Source organism: Candidatus Kurthia intestinigallinarum (assembly GCF_003991225.1).
Taxonomy (GTDB): Bacteria; Bacillota; Bacilli; order Bacillales_A; family Planococcaceae; genus Kurthia; species Kurthia populi.
Genome location: NZ_JTFC01000033.1, coordinates 95,595 through 109,975 on the forward strand (window position 1 = coordinate 95,595; position 14,381 = coordinate 109,975).

15 protein-coding genes and 1 tRNA gene are annotated in these 14,381 nt (G+C 38.5%); 13 read left to right on the plus strand and 3 right to left on the minus strand.

Going from position 1 to position 14,381, the window contains the following annotated elements:
* The first annotated feature begins 1 nt into the window (after position 1).
* The 6 genes from QI30_RS14220 to QI30_RS14245 all read left to right on the plus strand — a co-directional run bounded on the left by QI30_RS14220 (position 2) and on the right by QI30_RS14245 (position 4,055).
* Complete coding sequence (locus QI30_RS14220; RefSeq protein ID WP_126991264.1) at positions 2-967, plus strand: gluconeogenesis factor YvcK family protein; 966 nt, start codon at positions 2-4, stop codon at positions 965-967.
* 21 nt (positions 968-988) lie between these two features.
* Complete coding sequence (gene whiA, locus QI30_RS14225; RefSeq protein ID WP_126991265.1) at positions 989-1,939, plus strand: DNA-binding protein WhiA; 951 nt, start codon at positions 989-991, stop codon at positions 1,937-1,939.
* 23 nt (positions 1,940-1,962) lie between these two features.
* Positions 1,963-2,217: an HPr family phosphocarrier protein gene (locus QI30_RS14230; protein WP_126991266.1), complete on the plus strand. Its 255-nt coding sequence runs from the start codon at positions 1,963-1,965 to the stop codon at positions 2,215-2,217.
* Between the two features lie 386 nt (positions 2,218-2,603).
* Complete coding sequence (locus QI30_RS14235) at positions 2,604-3,071, plus strand: carboxypeptidase-like regulatory domain-containing protein (protein ID WP_126991267.1); 468 nt, start codon at positions 2,604-2,606, stop codon at positions 3,069-3,071.
* Entirely contained in the window at positions 3,049-3,513 is a 465-nt protein-coding gene (locus QI30_RS14240) for an LPXTG cell wall anchor domain-containing protein (protein ID WP_126991268.1), read from the plus strand. The genes QI30_RS14235 and QI30_RS14240 overlap by 23 nt, the downstream gene beginning before the upstream one ends.
* 209 nt (positions 3,514-3,722) lie before the next feature.
* Complete coding sequence (locus tag QI30_RS14245; protein WP_126991269.1) at positions 3,723-4,055, plus strand: hypothetical protein; 333 nt, start codon at positions 3,723-3,725, stop codon at positions 4,053-4,055.
* Between the two features lie 122 nt (positions 4,056-4,177).
* On the opposite strand, the gene QI30_RS14250 is transcribed toward QI30_RS14245, so the two are convergent.
* Positions 4,178-4,987 carry a glycerophosphodiester phosphodiesterase family protein gene (locus tag QI30_RS14250; protein ID WP_126991270.1) on the minus strand — a complete coding sequence of 270 codons (810 nt, stop codon included), beginning with the start codon at positions 4,985-4,987 and terminating at the stop codon, positions 4,178-4,180.
* Between the two features lie 126 nt (positions 4,988-5,113).
* Positions 5,114-5,704 carry an ATP-dependent Clp endopeptidase proteolytic subunit ClpP gene (gene clpP / locus QI30_RS14255; protein WP_126991271.1) on the minus strand — a complete coding sequence of 197 codons (591 nt, stop codon included), beginning with the start codon at positions 5,702-5,704 and terminating at the stop codon, positions 5,114-5,116.
* Between the two features lie 164 nt (positions 5,705-5,868).
* Between clpP and QI30_RS14260 the strand changes: the two genes are divergently transcribed.
* A tRNA-Arg gene (locus tag QI30_RS14260) sits at positions 5,869-5,940 on the plus strand.
* Between the two features lie 204 nt (positions 5,941-6,144).
* Positions 6,145-7,575 carry a polysaccharide pyruvyl transferase family protein gene (locus tag QI30_RS14265; RefSeq protein WP_126991272.1) on the plus strand — a complete coding sequence of 477 codons (1,431 nt, stop codon included), beginning with the start codon at positions 6,145-6,147 and terminating at the stop codon, positions 7,573-7,575.
* A 44-nt stretch (positions 7,576-7,619) separates the two neighbouring features.
* On the opposite strand, the gene QI30_RS14270 is transcribed toward QI30_RS14265, so the two are convergent.
* Positions 7,620-8,501 (minus strand): TetR/AcrR family transcriptional regulator, encoded by an 882-nt coding sequence (locus tag QI30_RS14270; protein ID WP_126991273.1) that lies wholly within the window; start codon positions 8,499-8,501, stop codon positions 7,620-7,622.
* 228 nt (positions 8,502-8,729) lie between these two features.
* On the opposite strand from QI30_RS14270, the gene QI30_RS14275 reads away from it, so the two are divergent.
* From QI30_RS14275 to QI30_RS14295, 5 genes are all read left to right on the plus strand, one after another.
* Positions 8,730-10,256: a DHA2 family efflux MFS transporter permease subunit gene (locus QI30_RS14275; protein WP_126991274.1), complete on the plus strand. Its 1,527-nt coding sequence runs from the start codon at positions 8,730-8,732 to the stop codon at positions 10,254-10,256.
* Positions 10,257-10,414: 158 nt separating this feature from the next.
* A complete protein-coding gene (locus QI30_RS14280) occupies positions 10,415-10,675 on the plus strand; it encodes a glutaredoxin family protein (RefSeq protein WP_126991275.1) in 261 nt (86 codons plus the stop codon).
* Positions 10,676-10,922: 247 nt separating this feature from the next.
* Positions 10,923-11,960 (plus strand): sugar-binding transcriptional regulator, encoded by a 1,038-nt coding sequence (locus QI30_RS14285; RefSeq protein ID WP_126991276.1) that lies wholly within the window; start codon positions 10,923-10,925, stop codon positions 11,958-11,960.
* A gap of 27 nt (positions 11,961-11,987) precedes the next feature.
* On the plus strand, positions 11,988-12,995 hold the full coding sequence (gap, locus tag QI30_RS14290; protein WP_126991277.1) for a type I glyceraldehyde-3-phosphate dehydrogenase: 1,008 nt from the start codon (positions 11,988-11,990) through the stop codon (positions 12,993-12,995).
* Positions 12,996-13,177: 182 nt separating this feature from the next.
* The gene (locus tag QI30_RS14295; protein WP_126991278.1) at positions 13,178-14,362 is read left to right on the plus strand and encodes a phosphoglycerate kinase; all 1,185 of its coding nucleotides are present in this window, start codon (positions 13,178-13,180) and stop codon (positions 14,360-14,362) included.
* Positions 14,363-14,381: the final 19 nt, after the last annotated feature.

The window sequence follows — 14,381 nt, forward strand, 5'->3', positions numbered from 1 at the left end:
TATGGGAACTAACAAGCGAGCTGTCATTATCGGTGGCGGTACGGGCTTATCTACGTTAATTCGTGGATTAAAGCAGTATCCTCTTGATTTGACAGCGATTGTGACAGTAGCAGATGACGGCGGTAGCTCTGGTCGTCTGCGCGATGACTATGACATTCCACCACCAGGCGATGTGCGTAATGTCATTGCTGCAATGTCAGAGGTAGAACCACTTGTCGAAGAAATGTTTCAATATCGTTTTAAAGGAAAAGAAGCGCTAAAAGGCCACTCACTTGGTAATTTGATGCTGACGGCATTAACTGAGATTACCGGTGATTTTTCGCATGCCATTCGTGAATTAAGCCGTGTGTTAAACGTCCATGGTCGTGTCATTCCAGTAGTAAATGAAAGCATGACGCTATTAGCGGAGTTTACAGATGGCTCAATTATCGAAGGTGAATCGATTATTCCAAAACAACATAAAAAGATTAAACAAGTCTTTTTGAAGCAAGAAAACCTGCGCCCTCTACCAGATGCCATTGAAGCAATTGAAGAGGCGGATTTAATTATTGTGGGACCAGGTAGCTTATATACAAGTATTATTCCAAACTTCCTTGTGAAGGAAATCCGTGATGCTGTCATTGCAGCGAGTGGACGTAAAGTATATATTTGTAACCTGATGACGCAAGACGGAGAAACATCGTATTACACAGCTGCAGATCATGTGCAAGCGATTTATGATCATGTAGGGACAGCCTTTATTGAAACCATTTTATTAAATAATCATTCGGAAGTACCGGATGATATAGAAGAAAATTACAAAGAAGAACGTGCGGAACCCGTTGTTTTCGATATAGAGCGCTTAGAAGGACTGGGACTTGAAGTGATTCAAGCAGACATTGCGACCGTGAAAAACGGGACAGTCCGTCATAAAGCGATACGCGTGGCCGAGTGGCTATATAACTATACGAATGAAAAACGAGTGTAAAAATGAAAGGGGGAAATCGATATGTCATTTGCTTCAGAAATGAAAAAAGAGTTGACGCAAATTGAAGCGGACGACGCAAGTTGCAAGGCCGAGCTATCTGCGCTAATCCAGATGAATGGCTCATTATCCTTTGCAAATCGTCAACTGAGTTTAGATGTGCAAACGGAAAATGCAGCGATTGCTCGTCGCATGTATACCATTTTAAAGCGTTTATATGATTATCCAATCGAGCTATTGGTGCGTAAAAAAATGCGCTTGAAAAAAAATAATGTGTACATTTGCCGCGTGCGTGAAGGTGCGAAAGAGTTGCTTGAAAGCCTTGAAATTTTATCGGGTAATTTCCTCTTTAACCATGAAATATCACATGATTTAATCGATACATCAAATAAACGCCGCGCTTATTTACGAGGTGCATTTTTAGCAGGTGGCTCTGTCAATAATCCAGAAACATCTGCCTATCATTTAGAAATTTATTCATTATACCGCGAGCACGGTGAGGCACTAGCCGATTTAATGAATGGCTTTGACTTAAATGCGAAAACGATTGAGCGTAAAAAAGGCTTTGTGACGTATTTAAAGGAAGCGGAAAAAATTTCCGATTTTCTAAGCCTAGTGGGCTCGCATTCTGCTATGATGAAATTTGAAGATGTTCGTATTTTACGAGATATGCGTAATAGTGTAAATCGACTTGTAAACTGTGAAACAGCCAATTTAAATAAAACGATTGGTGCCTCACTACGTCAGGTCGAAAATATTAAATTCATCGATAATATGATCGGGATTGAACAATTACCTGATAAGCTTCGTGAAATTGCGCGTTTACGTGTCGAGCATCAAGAGGTAACATTGAAAGAACTTGGGGAAATGGTGTCTACGGGCACTGTTAGTAAATCAGGGGTTAATCATCGCCTGCGTAAAATTGATTCGATTGCCGATTCATTACGAGCAGGCCAAAAGCTAAATTTAAAATAGTCATAGGGGAGTGGAAGAAAGAAATGATCCAACAACAACTAACGGTTGAGCTAGAAGCAGGGTTACAGGCACGCCAAGCGGCAAGCTTTGTACAAGAGGCCAATAGCTTTATGAGTGATATTTTTATTGAAAAAGAAACCAAGCATATTAACGCTAAAAGCATCATGGGAGTGATGAGTTTAGCCATTTCATCAGGTGAAAGCATTACGCTCACAACTGATGGTGAAGATGAACAACAGGCAATTGAGAAATTGAGTAAATTTTTAACGAGTAAATAAATAGATTAAAGTAGCGAAAACCGTACAATTTGTGCGGTTTTTTTATTTTTTAAAAAAAGCTTCTTTTTGCCTATAAAAAATTCACAAAATAAACCTTCTTAAAATTTACATAATAAATTTCAATAATAAGGATGTATAGCGAATGGTTTAAATGATAAAAAAACATATTTGAAATTAGAAAAAAAGCATTTTTATATTAAGAAATACGGGATATTTTTACAGCAGTTAAAGGTACGACAGATGCGAATGGTCAAGTAACGTTTAAAGAAGCTGATAAAGATGTCATCAAAGTTGGTACGAATTTAACCGTTTCGAAAAACGGCTATGAAACAGCGACAACGATCGTTGGCAAAACAGCTGCAAAAGATTGTAGCACGATTATCACAATGCAAAAAACAGCATGTACGGATTTCACATTTACGGTGACGGATAAAGATGGCCAACCATTAAAAGATGTTGCAGTTAAAGTATATGGTGAAGATACTAAAATGACAGATGAAAACGGTACGGTAACATTTGAAGATGTAAGTATTACAGCAGATACAAAAATTGTTGTTACAAAAGATGGCTATACAACAATCGCCCAAGTTGTAGGCGAAACAGAAGAATGTGAATTAGCGGTTTCAATGGAAGAAGCACCAAAAGTTTGCCCTACATTTGAAGTAGACGTTGCAAAATCTTCATATCTTGAAGGTGCGACAGTCATTGTTAAAGATGGCTCGGAAACACCATTAAAAGGTATTGTAGGGGGAAAAGGTATTGTTGAATTTGAAAACAATGCGGTCCCAACATTAGAACCAGAAACAATTGTTGAAATTTCACAAGAAGGTTATGAGAAACAAACAAGAATGTGACGTAACAATCACATTATTAGCGGATGATGCAACAGAAGAACCAACCGATCCAGAAGATCCAGATGCAGACCCTGAAGACCCGGATAATGGGGATGATGGTGTAGATGAGAATCCAAATGATGGCAACACGCCAGATGAAGGCCCGGATAGCGATGATAGCGACAATGACAATAACAATAACGGCAATCAAAATGGCGACACTGATTCTGATGATAATAACTCAGATAATCAAAATGGTAACAACAATAATGGTAATAACACACCAGGAAACGGTAGCAATAACAATACAAATACGAATGGTTCAAATGGCAATAAAGCACCTTCAACAGGAAGTAGCCTACTACCTCAAACAGGGGAGCAGGTAGCGCTTTATAGCTTAGTAGGGATGCTGTTAATTGGCGCAGCGTTTATGTTATTTAAGCGTAATCGTCGTAAAGCATAAAAAGAGAGGAATCACCGCTTTGGTGGTTCCTTCTTTTTTTTGTTCTTTTTTACTATATCGAATTTCAAAAACGCTCTTTAGGTCGAAATTGTTCTTTTTCTAGATGCAATTTATGCGGTGGCGTAAGTTTTGAAAGTGTGAAGCGGGGGAATTAAATGATAGAATAAGTATAAATAAAACTTATACATTTGGATGGAGGATTTTTCATCATGGAATTAGATATTACGTACATTGCACATATCAAAACTGAAGGTCAAAAAGAACAAATCGTCGACTTAAAAATCCCTGAATTAATCGAGTTCCACATCGGTCGTGAAAACAAAGCTGTAGAACTTTTAGAAGAATTAGGTCACACAAACGTTAAACGCCCAGAAATCACTGATGGCGAAGAAATGAATAACTTAACAACAACTTCTACATTTGAAGGTAAAGAAGTAACAACAACTATTCACTACACTACAGCATTACGCGCTGGTAACGTTGGTAGTAAATCAGGCGACTTCTATTATGAATTAAAACAATTACACAACGTTGTAGAATAATCACCGTTTTGTGGTAGTAAGAAAAAGTCTAAACGAACGTTTTTAGGTCATTTCTTGTTGTTACAGAGAGTGCTGCCGAATGGCACACAAAAAGAGAGCTTCCGATTGGGAGCTCTCTTTTTTTATGGTTTCAGTTTATCGGTTTCGACTAGTAGTGGCTTATAGCTTTTGGCGCGTTTATAGGCACTTTTTGTATTGACGCCATAAATATGAATACGCAGTCCGCTAGCACGAATTTTTTTCGCTGTCGCGGCATCAAGATTATTAATATGGGTTGTATAAATGGCATGTTTGTATTTTTTAAGCTTTTTAATATCACTTGCTACGCTTTTTTTAGGATTGCCGATAAATGAAATTGTGGCATTTGGATAATTTTTATTGAATTTCGCACGTGCTTTACTATCTGAGATGACGAAAAATGTTTTATTGTACATATTAGCCTTTTTGACAAGGGTCACGATGCCTTTAGCGTATTTTTGATCACCGAAATCACCTTTCGAGCCATCAATATTGACGCCAACATTATATTTTTTGGCTGAAGCTAATACGTCCTTTAATGTTGGGATTTTTTCTGTTGTTAGCCTATTATTTTTATCTACAAGATGATATACACGAAGTTGTTTTAATTTTTGACTAGCGACAGAACCATATCCAGTAGTTGTACGGTCGATTGTTTTATCGTGCATTAATACATATTGATTGTCTGCTGTTTTACGCACATCGATTTCAATAAAGGCATAGCCAAGTTCTTTTGCGCCTTGTACACCAGCTAATGAATTTTCAGGTGCGACCACTTGTGCACCACGGTGTGCACTGAGTTTTGTATTTTTCCATTTTAGCCAGGAAGCTGTATTTGTATCAGCAGAAGCAACCATAGGTGATACTAAGCTCATGCTCAGACAAATAGCTAAAATTCTTTTGAAATAGGTCAATTAAAATCCCTCCCTTAAGTATATAATTCTATCATACTGCATTTTTTTGGCAAATGAATACTAAAAAACATAAAAAAACACTAAACAACCAATGAGAAATGGTTGTTTAGTGTTAGGGATGAAAAACTATTTTGTTTCGTTACGTTCCATGATTTTATCAATGATACCGTATTCTAGCGCACGTTCAGCTGACATGTAGTTGTCACGATCTGTATCTTTTTCGATTACTTCGATCGGTTGACCAGTGCGTTCAGCTAAGATGCGGTTTAATTTTTCGCGTGTTTTTAAGATATGTTTTGCTGCGATTTCGATTTCAGTCGCTTGACCTTGAGCGCCACCTAGTGGTTGGTGAATCATGATTTCAGCGTTTGGTAATGCAAAACGTTTTCCTTTTGTACCAGCTGTTAATAGGAATGAACCCATTGAAGCAGCCATACCGATGCAAATTGTTTGTACATCTGGTTTGATGAACTGCATTGTATCGTAAATGGCCATACCAGCTGTTACAGAGCCACCTGGAGAGTTGATGTATAGGTAGATATCTTTTTCTGGATCTTCTGCTTCTAGGAATAGAAGTTGAGATACGATTGCGTTTGCTACGTTATCGTCGATTGCACTACCTAGCATGATGATGCGGTCTTTTAAAAGACGAGAGTAGATGTCATATGCGCGTTCGCCGCGGTTTGTTGTTTCGATGACTGTAGGAATTAAGTTCATAAGTATTTCCTCCTTATATGTCCATAAAATTGGCACTGTTTCGTTGCCTTGTAAACATATCATAACTTTTTTGGTCAATAAAGGTCAAATGAAATGAATCATTTAATAGAAAGTTGATAATACGCTCTTTACCTAGTATAATAGTAAGGTCGTCATATAGCTATGCCTCTGTAGTTTAATGGATAAAACATAAGATTCCGGTTCTTAGGCTGGGGGTTCGATTCCCTCCAGGGGCATCCATTTTTAAATACCTTTTGATAGGTCAATTGAAACATATAATTTTTAAAAAAACTGTGCATTTGTGCGGTTTTTTTATATTTTAGAGCATTTACAATGGAGCAAGTGATTTCATTGACATTTCATATATAAATTAACTACTATGTAGTAGAGTGCTTGTACGGACAACTAATAAAGTGATTGTAATTGAAAGGAGAACAAATATGAAAAAAATCTTAATGCGTTCTGGGATGTCCCCACTAAACAACTTTGACCCAGCACATATCGCTTCTACGAATTCTATTGGAGGGAATGTAGGGAACTTAGTTTATGCTTATGGGATTTACCGCACATTAACGACTGAGGATGTCATGATTGTGCCGGATTATTATCGATTAAATCCGAAAGATGCAGATATGATTAATGCAAATTATGACGGCTATATTATTCCGTTAGCGGATGCATTCCGTCCAGATTTCATCGGGCATTTAGAGCGTTATGCAGAGCTGATTAATAAATTAACAATTCCGGTTTATGTAATCGGTGTAGGGGCTCGTACGCCATTTGATGCACAAAAAGGTGCGAAATATGAATTTGACGATGCAACGAAAAAATTCGTAAAAGCTGTATTAAATAAATCAGCAATGATTGGGGTACGTGGTCAAATCACTTCAGACTACTTAACAGGACTTGGCTTTCAAGAAGGCGTAGACCATATGCCAATTGGCTGTCCGTCGATGTATAGTTTCGGTCGTGATTTGAAAATTCGAGATACGAACATTACAAAGGATTCGTTAGTGTCAATTAACAACTCACGTTTATCACCAGATAATGTATTAAACTTTATTGATCGTAGCCGTCATGAATTTGGTAACTACTACTATATTCCACAGTGGCTAAAAGAATTGAAAATGACCTACTTAGGTGGACCGGACCTACCTAGCCAAAATAAAGTGTATCCGGAATCTGTATTAGATGAATATTACACAGGAGATCATGTGCGCTACCCAGTAAATATTCCAACATGGATGGAGTTATTACAAGAAGTAGATTTAAGCTTTGGTGCACGTCTTCACGGGAATATTGCGGCAACGATTGCAGGGACACCAAGCATTATCTTACCGAAAGATGGTCGTATGCGTGAATTAACGGACTATCACCAATTAAATAATTATTGGGGTCCAGATATTACAGAGGACACAAACATCTGGGATATTATCGAACAAAGTGACTTCCATAAACCAGAGAAAGTGGCGAATGAGAACTTTGACCGCTTTATTGGCTTCTTAAATAAAAATAACTTAGACCATGCGTATAAGGAAACAATGTATCCAAAAACGACACCTTTTGATGAGAAAATCAAAAATGTTGATATTCCAGGCGTTGTGACACCATATGTAACAGCACCAATTGATGAGCAAGTACGTCGTTGGCAAGCATTTAATGACGCAGAAAATGCACGTACAGAACGTCGTGTAAAACGTGAAATGGCTGCGAAGAAAAATGATGCAGCTAAAATTGCGGCGTACAAGCAGGAAATTGAGCGACTGAATAAAAAAGTAAAATTCCAAGAAAATACATTAAATCGTAAAGCGGTAAAAGCAACTTTAGGCTTAGCGGATAAAGTCGCAAAATTACGTGGTAATAAAAAATAATCAAAAAAAGAGGTCGGGACGTAACTGTCCTGACCTTTTTTTGATTAACTATTATTTTTTGAAAGTTGCCATAGCTGATTCGTGATTTCAATGGCTTCTGGTGCGTGCGGTGTATCACGGAAGCTATTATAAAACTGGAAAGCAACGGCATTAATCACATGGTAGCGTGGTGTATCACGTTCTAATTCTTCGATTAAATAAGCAATGTATTCTTGTTGCTGGTTTGATAAATCTTTTAAATACGATTTAAAGCCATGGAGTTGCTTGAGGAGCTCCTCTTTATCAATGACGCGCGCTTCAATATTTTCATTAATAAATTCCTCAAAAGTCGGTCCAAGCATCGTCTTTTGGTTGCTAATTAATGTTGGGGTAATGGCATCTAGTTGGTCTAATGCGAATGTTATAAATTCCATCGCATTGCCACGTGGGTAATTAATTAACTTCCCGATGTGGAACATTTGATGCATCATACCAAATAATAGAATGGATGCATCATAATGATAGGGAACTAATTTTGTGCCATAGACGTCTAGTAATCTGCGCGCGGTCCAATCAATCTCTTGCAGGAGATTTTGATCGACGAGGCGCTTTAAATCTTTATCACCCGAATGCAGGATGGACTCAAAAATCGGTAGCAGATTATGTTCGTGGTTCACTTGCATCGTGGCGATAAGTTGAGCGGCAAGGACAGACTTGTCGTTTTTTTCTTTACCAGTAATCGCTTTAACTTTACGGACTGTCGTTTCTTTTCGCCCGATATCTAAGATGGCGATTAGGCAGTCTTTTTTTGATGGGAAGTAATTATAAAATGTGCCTTTTGAAATTTTAGCTTCTTCAATAATTTCTTGAATGGACGTTTCTACAAAGCCTTTTTCAGAGAAGAGCTTAATACAGGCCTGAATAATTTGTCTTTTACGGTTGTTCATTTAGTCACCTTTTTTATTCTATTTTGGACTAGCAGTATAATTTTAATCATAGTTCGGATTAATTTCAAGTGAATTGGACTCATATTATAGTGAAGAAAACGCTTTAAGTGGCGGTTTATTCTCGAATGAAATATTTTTCTTGCAAAAATTGGACTGCGAGTATAAAATGTATCAAGTAAACTTTGAAATCGAAGTAAATATAAATATTAGGCAAAGAGGGAATTGAACATGGATCAACCACTTAAAAAGCCCCCGTATTTAATGATTGCCATTTTATTCGTTGGGGCATTCGTAGCGTTCTTAAATAACACGCTATTAAACGTAGCATTACCTTCAATCATGAAAGATTTTGATGTTGAAGCATCAACGGTTCAATGGTTAGCAACAGGGTATATGCTAGTAACTGGGGTACTTGTACCAGCCAGTGCATTTTTAATTACACGTTTTAAAAACAAAACATTATTCGTCACATCAATGGCGATTTTTACAATTGGTACAGCATTAGCAATTGTCGCACCAAACTTTGGTATTTTATTAGCCGCTCGTATGATTCAAGCATTAGGTGCTTCTGTTATGGGACCACTTCTTATGAACATCATGTTAGTCAGCTTCCCAGTTGAAAAACGTGGTGCAGCAATGGGTATCTTTGGTCTTGTAATGATCATGGCGCCAGCTATCGGACCTACATTATCAGGTTATTTAGTTGAGCACTTCTCATGGCATTACCTATTCATTATCATTTTACCTTTCGCTATCATTTCATTATTATTAGCGATCTTCAAATTTGATAATATTATGGAAACAAAACCAGTAACACTCGATGTTTTCTCGATTATCTTATCAACAATTGGTTTTGGTGGTTTATTATATGGCTTCTCAACTGCTTCATCAGCAGGTTGGGACGCAATCGAAGTATGGGGAACGATCACAATCGGTGCCATCGCACTTATCTTGTTCGTCTTCCGTCAACTGAAACTAGAAAAACCGCTTCTAAGCTTAGAAGTATATAAATTCCCAATGTATGCAATGGGTAGTGTCATTTCCGTTATCATCTCAATGGCGATGTTCTCTGGTATGATTTTAACACCTTTATATGTACAAAATGTTCGCGGTATTTCACCATTAGATGCTGGTTTAATGATGTTACCAGGTGCTCTAATGATGGGCTTCATGTCACCAATCACAGGTAAATTATTTGACCGTATTGGGCCGCGTCCATTAGCAATCGTAGGTCTAGCAATCGTCACAGTATCAACTTACTATTTATCTAAATTAACATTAGATACGTCTTACACGTATTTAATCGTAGCGTATACAGTGCGTATGTTTGGTATGTCAATGGTAATGATGCCGATTATGACAAATGGTTTAAACCAATTACCAATGCGTTTAAATCCACATGGTACAGCAATCAACAACACACTTCAGCAAGTTGCAGGTGCAATTGGTTCAGCCGTGATGATCACAATTATGACAAACCGTACAAAATCAGCAGCAGAAGATCTAGACATTGAAGCAACTGTTGCAGATAAAGTGAAAGAAAAAGCAATGGAAGCTTCTCAAAATGGTGAGCAAATGACAGAAGTTCAATTAGCGAAATACGGGAAAGAGCTTGCTGAAACAATGGCAAACAAAGCGATGGTTGAAGGGATTAACTTCTCATTCTTTATCGCAATGATTGTTACAATTGTCGCGCTTGTCTTATCGTTCTTCTTAAAACGCGTACGAGTAACGCCAATGAAAATGGGTAAATAAACATTCCTTTATAATAGGAAGAAATAGAAAAGGGCAGTCAACGAATTTCTCGTTTGACTGCTTTTTTTCTGTCTTTAGCGGGGGGTAAACGCTACCATTTTATTTGAGTTTCTTCTATAATATAGAGAATCAATATAAAACAGCAAAGGAGTGTTCACATGCTCACTTTTTACAGTCGACAAAATTGTCGTCTTTGTGAGGAAGGAATGAACATGATGCGCCTCGTCCAGCAGGAAGTTCCGTTTGAATTTGCGACCGTAGATATCGAACAGGATGAAGACTTGCATGAGAGGTACATGATGATGATTCCGGTTCTCGAAAAAGACGGCGAAATGATTCAATATGGTATCTTAGATTATGAGACGATTATTGAAGCAGTGACAGAACAGACGGATTCATCATTTGAACAAGCACTTTAGGGAAGAATTGCTTCGAGCAATTCTTCTTTTTTTATTAAAAAATGTTTTAATTATGGCTAAGTGGGAATACAAATTAATGTAAACATTTAATTAGCCACTCTCGGTGGGACATAATTAGCCCATGTTTGCAAAGCAATATTTAACCTGCTATAATGGACGTAGGAACAAAAGAAATATTTTTTTATAGTGAGTGGGATAGAAAATGTATATATGGGATAAAAAAGAACCCACTGAGAGGAGAGAGAGTATGCCTTCATTAACGGAAGCACAATTGAAAATGCTGCCTGAGATGTCAGGTTTGCTACAAGTACGCTATCGTATTTTAAATATGGTCCAAATGCTTGGACCAATCGGTCGTCGTGCTTTAGCAGATAGTCTCTCTCTAGCAGAGCGAGAAGTGAGGAAAGAAACAGACCTAATGCGTGAGCAGGGGTTAATCGTTGCAAATCGTACAGGGATGTCGATTTCAGAGGCAGGAATTCAAATTTTAGATGTGCTGAAGCCGCTTGTGTATGAATGGTCAGGTATTACAGATTTGGAACGACAACTGCAAAAACATTTACGCGTGAAACGTATGACGATTGTCGATGGGAATGTCGATCAGGAACCTTCAGTGAAGGCAATGATGGGCGTCGAAGCGGCGAATCTTTTAAAACGTGAAGCGAAGCAAGGTGATATTATCGCCGTTACAGGTGGTAGTACGGTTGCGGCGGTAGGTGAACAGTTGTCGACAGCTTCGAAGATACGCGGTGCGACATTTATCGCAGCGCGTGGAGGCATGGGTGTTGATGTGAAGATGCAAGCGAATACGATTGCCGCAGAGTTTGCGAACAATACTGGCAATGAGTATCGCACATTGTACTTACCAGAGCATCTAAGTGAAGCCGCATATAATGCGATGATTCACGAACCTATTGTAAAGGACATGCTCGATTTATATGATCGCACAGATATCGTCGTTCACGGTGTTGGTTCTGCCGACGAGATGGCATGGCGTCGTAATTCTACCTCTGATGAAGTAGAGAAGTTACGAGAGCATGGTGCAATCGGCGAGGCATTTGGTTATTATTTTGATGAAACAGGGAAAGCTGTACAGCGCATCCGGACAGTTGGCCTACAACTAGAGCAGGTCAAAAAATGTCCCACTGTTATTGCTTTAGCAGGTGGTGCTTCAAAAGCCAAAGCGATTTTAGCGTACTTTACAAATGCACCAGAACAAACAAACTTCATCACAGATTTATCTGCTGCACAGGAAATGTTAAAAATAATTCGAGAAGAAATTTAATTAATTATACTATTGGAGGAAATAGACATGACTTTTAAATTAGCAATCAACGGATTTGGACGTATTGGACGATTAGTATTCCGCACAGCATTACAACGCGAGGACATCGAGATTGTCGCAGTAAATGACTTAACGGACTCAGCAATGTTAGCACATCTTTTAAAATACGATTCAGTACACGGTAAATTAGACGCTGACGTATCTTACGAAGGCGAAAACTTACTTGTTAATGGCAAAAAAGTTCGTGTATACGCAGAAACAGACCCAGCGAAATTACCATGGGGTGAATTAGACGTTGATATCGTAGTTGAATCAACTGGTCGCTTCACAAACTATGATGATGCGAAAAAACACGTTGATGCAGGTGCTAAAAAAGTTATCGTGTCTGCTCCAGGTAAAAATATGCCAACATTCGTAATGGGTGTTAACGAAGAAACATACAACAAAGACGAAGATATCGTATTCTCTAACGCATCTTGTACAACAAACTGCTTAGCGCCAGTAGCGAAAGTGTTAGACGAAAAATTTGGTATCAAACGCGGTATGATGACAACAGTTCACTCATACACAAATGACCAAAAAATCTTAGACCTTCCACACAAAGATTACCGTCGTGCACGTGCGGCTGCTATGTCTAGCATCCCAACAACTACAGGTGCAGCATCAGCAGTAGCAAAAGTTTTACCTCAACTTGAAGGTAAATTAGATGGGATGGCAATCCGCGTACCAACACCAAACGTATCACTTGTTGACTTAGTAGCTGAGTTAGATCAAAACGTAACAGTTGAAGAATTAAATGCCGCATTCAAAGCAGCATCTGAAGAAGGTTCACTTGCGGGTAAACTTTCTTACTCTGAAGAACCACTTGTATCAATTGATTACAACGGTAACACTTCTTCTTCAACAGTTGACGCATTATCAACAATGGTTCTTGAAGACAATTTAGTGAAAGTACTTGCTTGGTACGATAACGAAACAGGTTACTCAACTCGTGTTGTAGACCTTGCTGAATATGTTGCAAAACAAGGATTCTAATAATTGAATACGAAACGCTCGCTTTTAAAAGAAATCTTTATTTTGAAAAAATAATTAGCCTTTTAAGTAGTTAGCGTATATAATGAGTTTGAAAAAAGAGGAGAAGAGCGAGACGGTTACTTCTCCTTTTTTATTGATAGCAAGTAAGCGTTTTACACGCGCTAAAGGGAGGCATTCTGTAGATGAATGAGAAAAAATCGGTAAAAGATATTGATGTGAAAGGTAAACGCGTATTTGTACGTGTGGACTTTAATGTGCCAATGGAAGATGGAAAAGTAACAGATGACACACGTATTCGCGCAGCATTACCAACAATCCAATATTTAGTCGATGAAGGTGCCAAAGTGATTTTATCAAGTCACTTAGGCCGTCCAAAAGGTGAAGTAAAAGAAGAGCTTCGTTTAACAGCAGCAGGCGAGCGCTTAGCAGAATTGCTAGGTAAGCCAGTGAAGAAATTAGACGAATCTGTAGGTGAAAACGTGAAAGCGGTTGTCGCAGCTATGGAAGATGGCGACATCGTATTACTTGAAAATGTACGTTTCCACGCTGGTGAGGAAAAAAATGATCCAGCACTTGCAAAACAATTTGCGGAGCTTGCAGATGTCTATGTGAATGACGCCTTTGGTGCCGCTCACCGTGCACACGCAACAACAGCAGGTATCGCAGAATTTTTACCTGCTGTATCAGGCTTCTTAATGCAAAAAGAATTAGATGTTTTAGGGAAAGCACTAGCAGATCCTGAGCGTCCATTCACAGCGATCATCGGTGGCGCTAAAGTAAAAGATAAAATCGACGTGATTAACCACCTGTTAGAAAAAGTGGATAACTTAATTATCGGTGGCGGATTGTCTTACACATTCACAAAGGCACAAGGTCACGAAGTTGGGACATCTCTTCTTGAAGAAGACAAAATTGACTTAGCAAAATCATTTATCAAAAAAGCAGAAGACAAAGGCGTAAACTTCTATATGCCTGTCGATGAAGTTGTAGCGGACGAGTTTTCAAAAGATGCCAATACAAAAGTAGTCGATATCGATAAAATTCCTGCAGATTATATGGGACTTGATATTGGTCCAAAAACGGCTGAAATCTATGCGGACGTTATTAAAAATTCAAAATTAATCATTTGGAATGGCCCAATGGGTGTATTTGAAATGGATGCTTTCGCAAACGGTACAAAAGCCGTAGCCAATGCGATGGCAGAAACAGAAGGCTATACAGTAATCGGCGGTGGCGACTCAGCTGCCGCGGTTGAAAAATTCGGTGTTGCAGAAAAAATGTCACATGTATCAACTGGTGGCGGTGCTTCACTTGAATTCATGGAAGGCAAAGAGCTTCCAGGCGTTGTCGCGTTAAACGATAAATAAACTATATTTGGAGGATGAT

Excerpts from the sequence above, each read along its gene's own strand:
- clpP (WP_126991271.1), bottom strand. The coding sequence starts at position 5,704 with ATGAACTTAATTCCTACAGTCATCGAAACAACAAACCGCGGCGAACGC.
- QI30_RS14245 (WP_126991269.1), top strand. The coding sequence starts at position 3,723 with ATGGAATTAGATATTACGTACATTGCACATATCAAAACTGAAGGTCAA.
- QI30_RS14280 (WP_126991275.1), top strand. The coding sequence starts at position 10,415 with ATGCTCACTTTTTACAGTCGACAAAATTGTCGTCTTTGTGAGGAAGGA.
- QI30_RS14270 (WP_126991273.1), bottom strand. The coding sequence starts at position 8,501 with ATGAACAACCGTAAAAGACAAATTATTCAGGCCTGTATTAAGCTCTTC.
- QI30_RS14240 (WP_126991268.1), top strand. The coding sequence starts at position 3,049 with ATGAGAAACAAACAAGAATGTGACGTAACAATCACATTATTAGCGGAT.
- whiA (WP_126991265.1), top strand. The coding sequence starts at position 989 with ATGTCATTTGCTTCAGAAATGAAAAAAGAGTTGACGCAAATTGAAGCG.
- QI30_RS14230 (WP_126991266.1), top strand. The coding sequence starts at position 1,963 with ATGATCCAACAACAACTAACGGTTGAGCTAGAAGCAGGGTTACAGGCA.
- QI30_RS14285 (WP_126991276.1), top strand. The coding sequence starts at position 10,923 with ATGCCTTCATTAACGGAAGCACAATTGAAAATGCTGCCTGAGATGTCA.
- QI30_RS14235 (WP_126991267.1), top strand. The coding sequence starts at position 2,604 with ATGCAAAAAACAGCATGTACGGATTTCACATTTACGGTGACGGATAAA.
- QI30_RS14265 (WP_126991272.1), top strand. The coding sequence starts at position 6,145 with ATGAAAAAAATCTTAATGCGTTCTGGGATGTCCCCACTAAACAACTTT.
- gap (WP_126991277.1), top strand. The coding sequence starts at position 11,988 with ATGACTTTTAAATTAGCAATCAACGGATTTGGACGTATTGGACGATTA.
- QI30_RS14220 (WP_126991264.1), top strand. The coding sequence starts at position 2 with ATGGGAACTAACAAGCGAGCTGTCATTATCGGTGGCGGTACGGGCTTA.
- QI30_RS14275 (WP_126991274.1), top strand. The coding sequence starts at position 8,730 with ATGGATCAACCACTTAAAAAGCCCCCGTATTTAATGATTGCCATTTTA.
- QI30_RS14295 (WP_126991278.1), top strand. The coding sequence starts at position 13,178 with ATGAATGAGAAAAAATCGGTAAAAGATATTGATGTGAAAGGTAAACGC.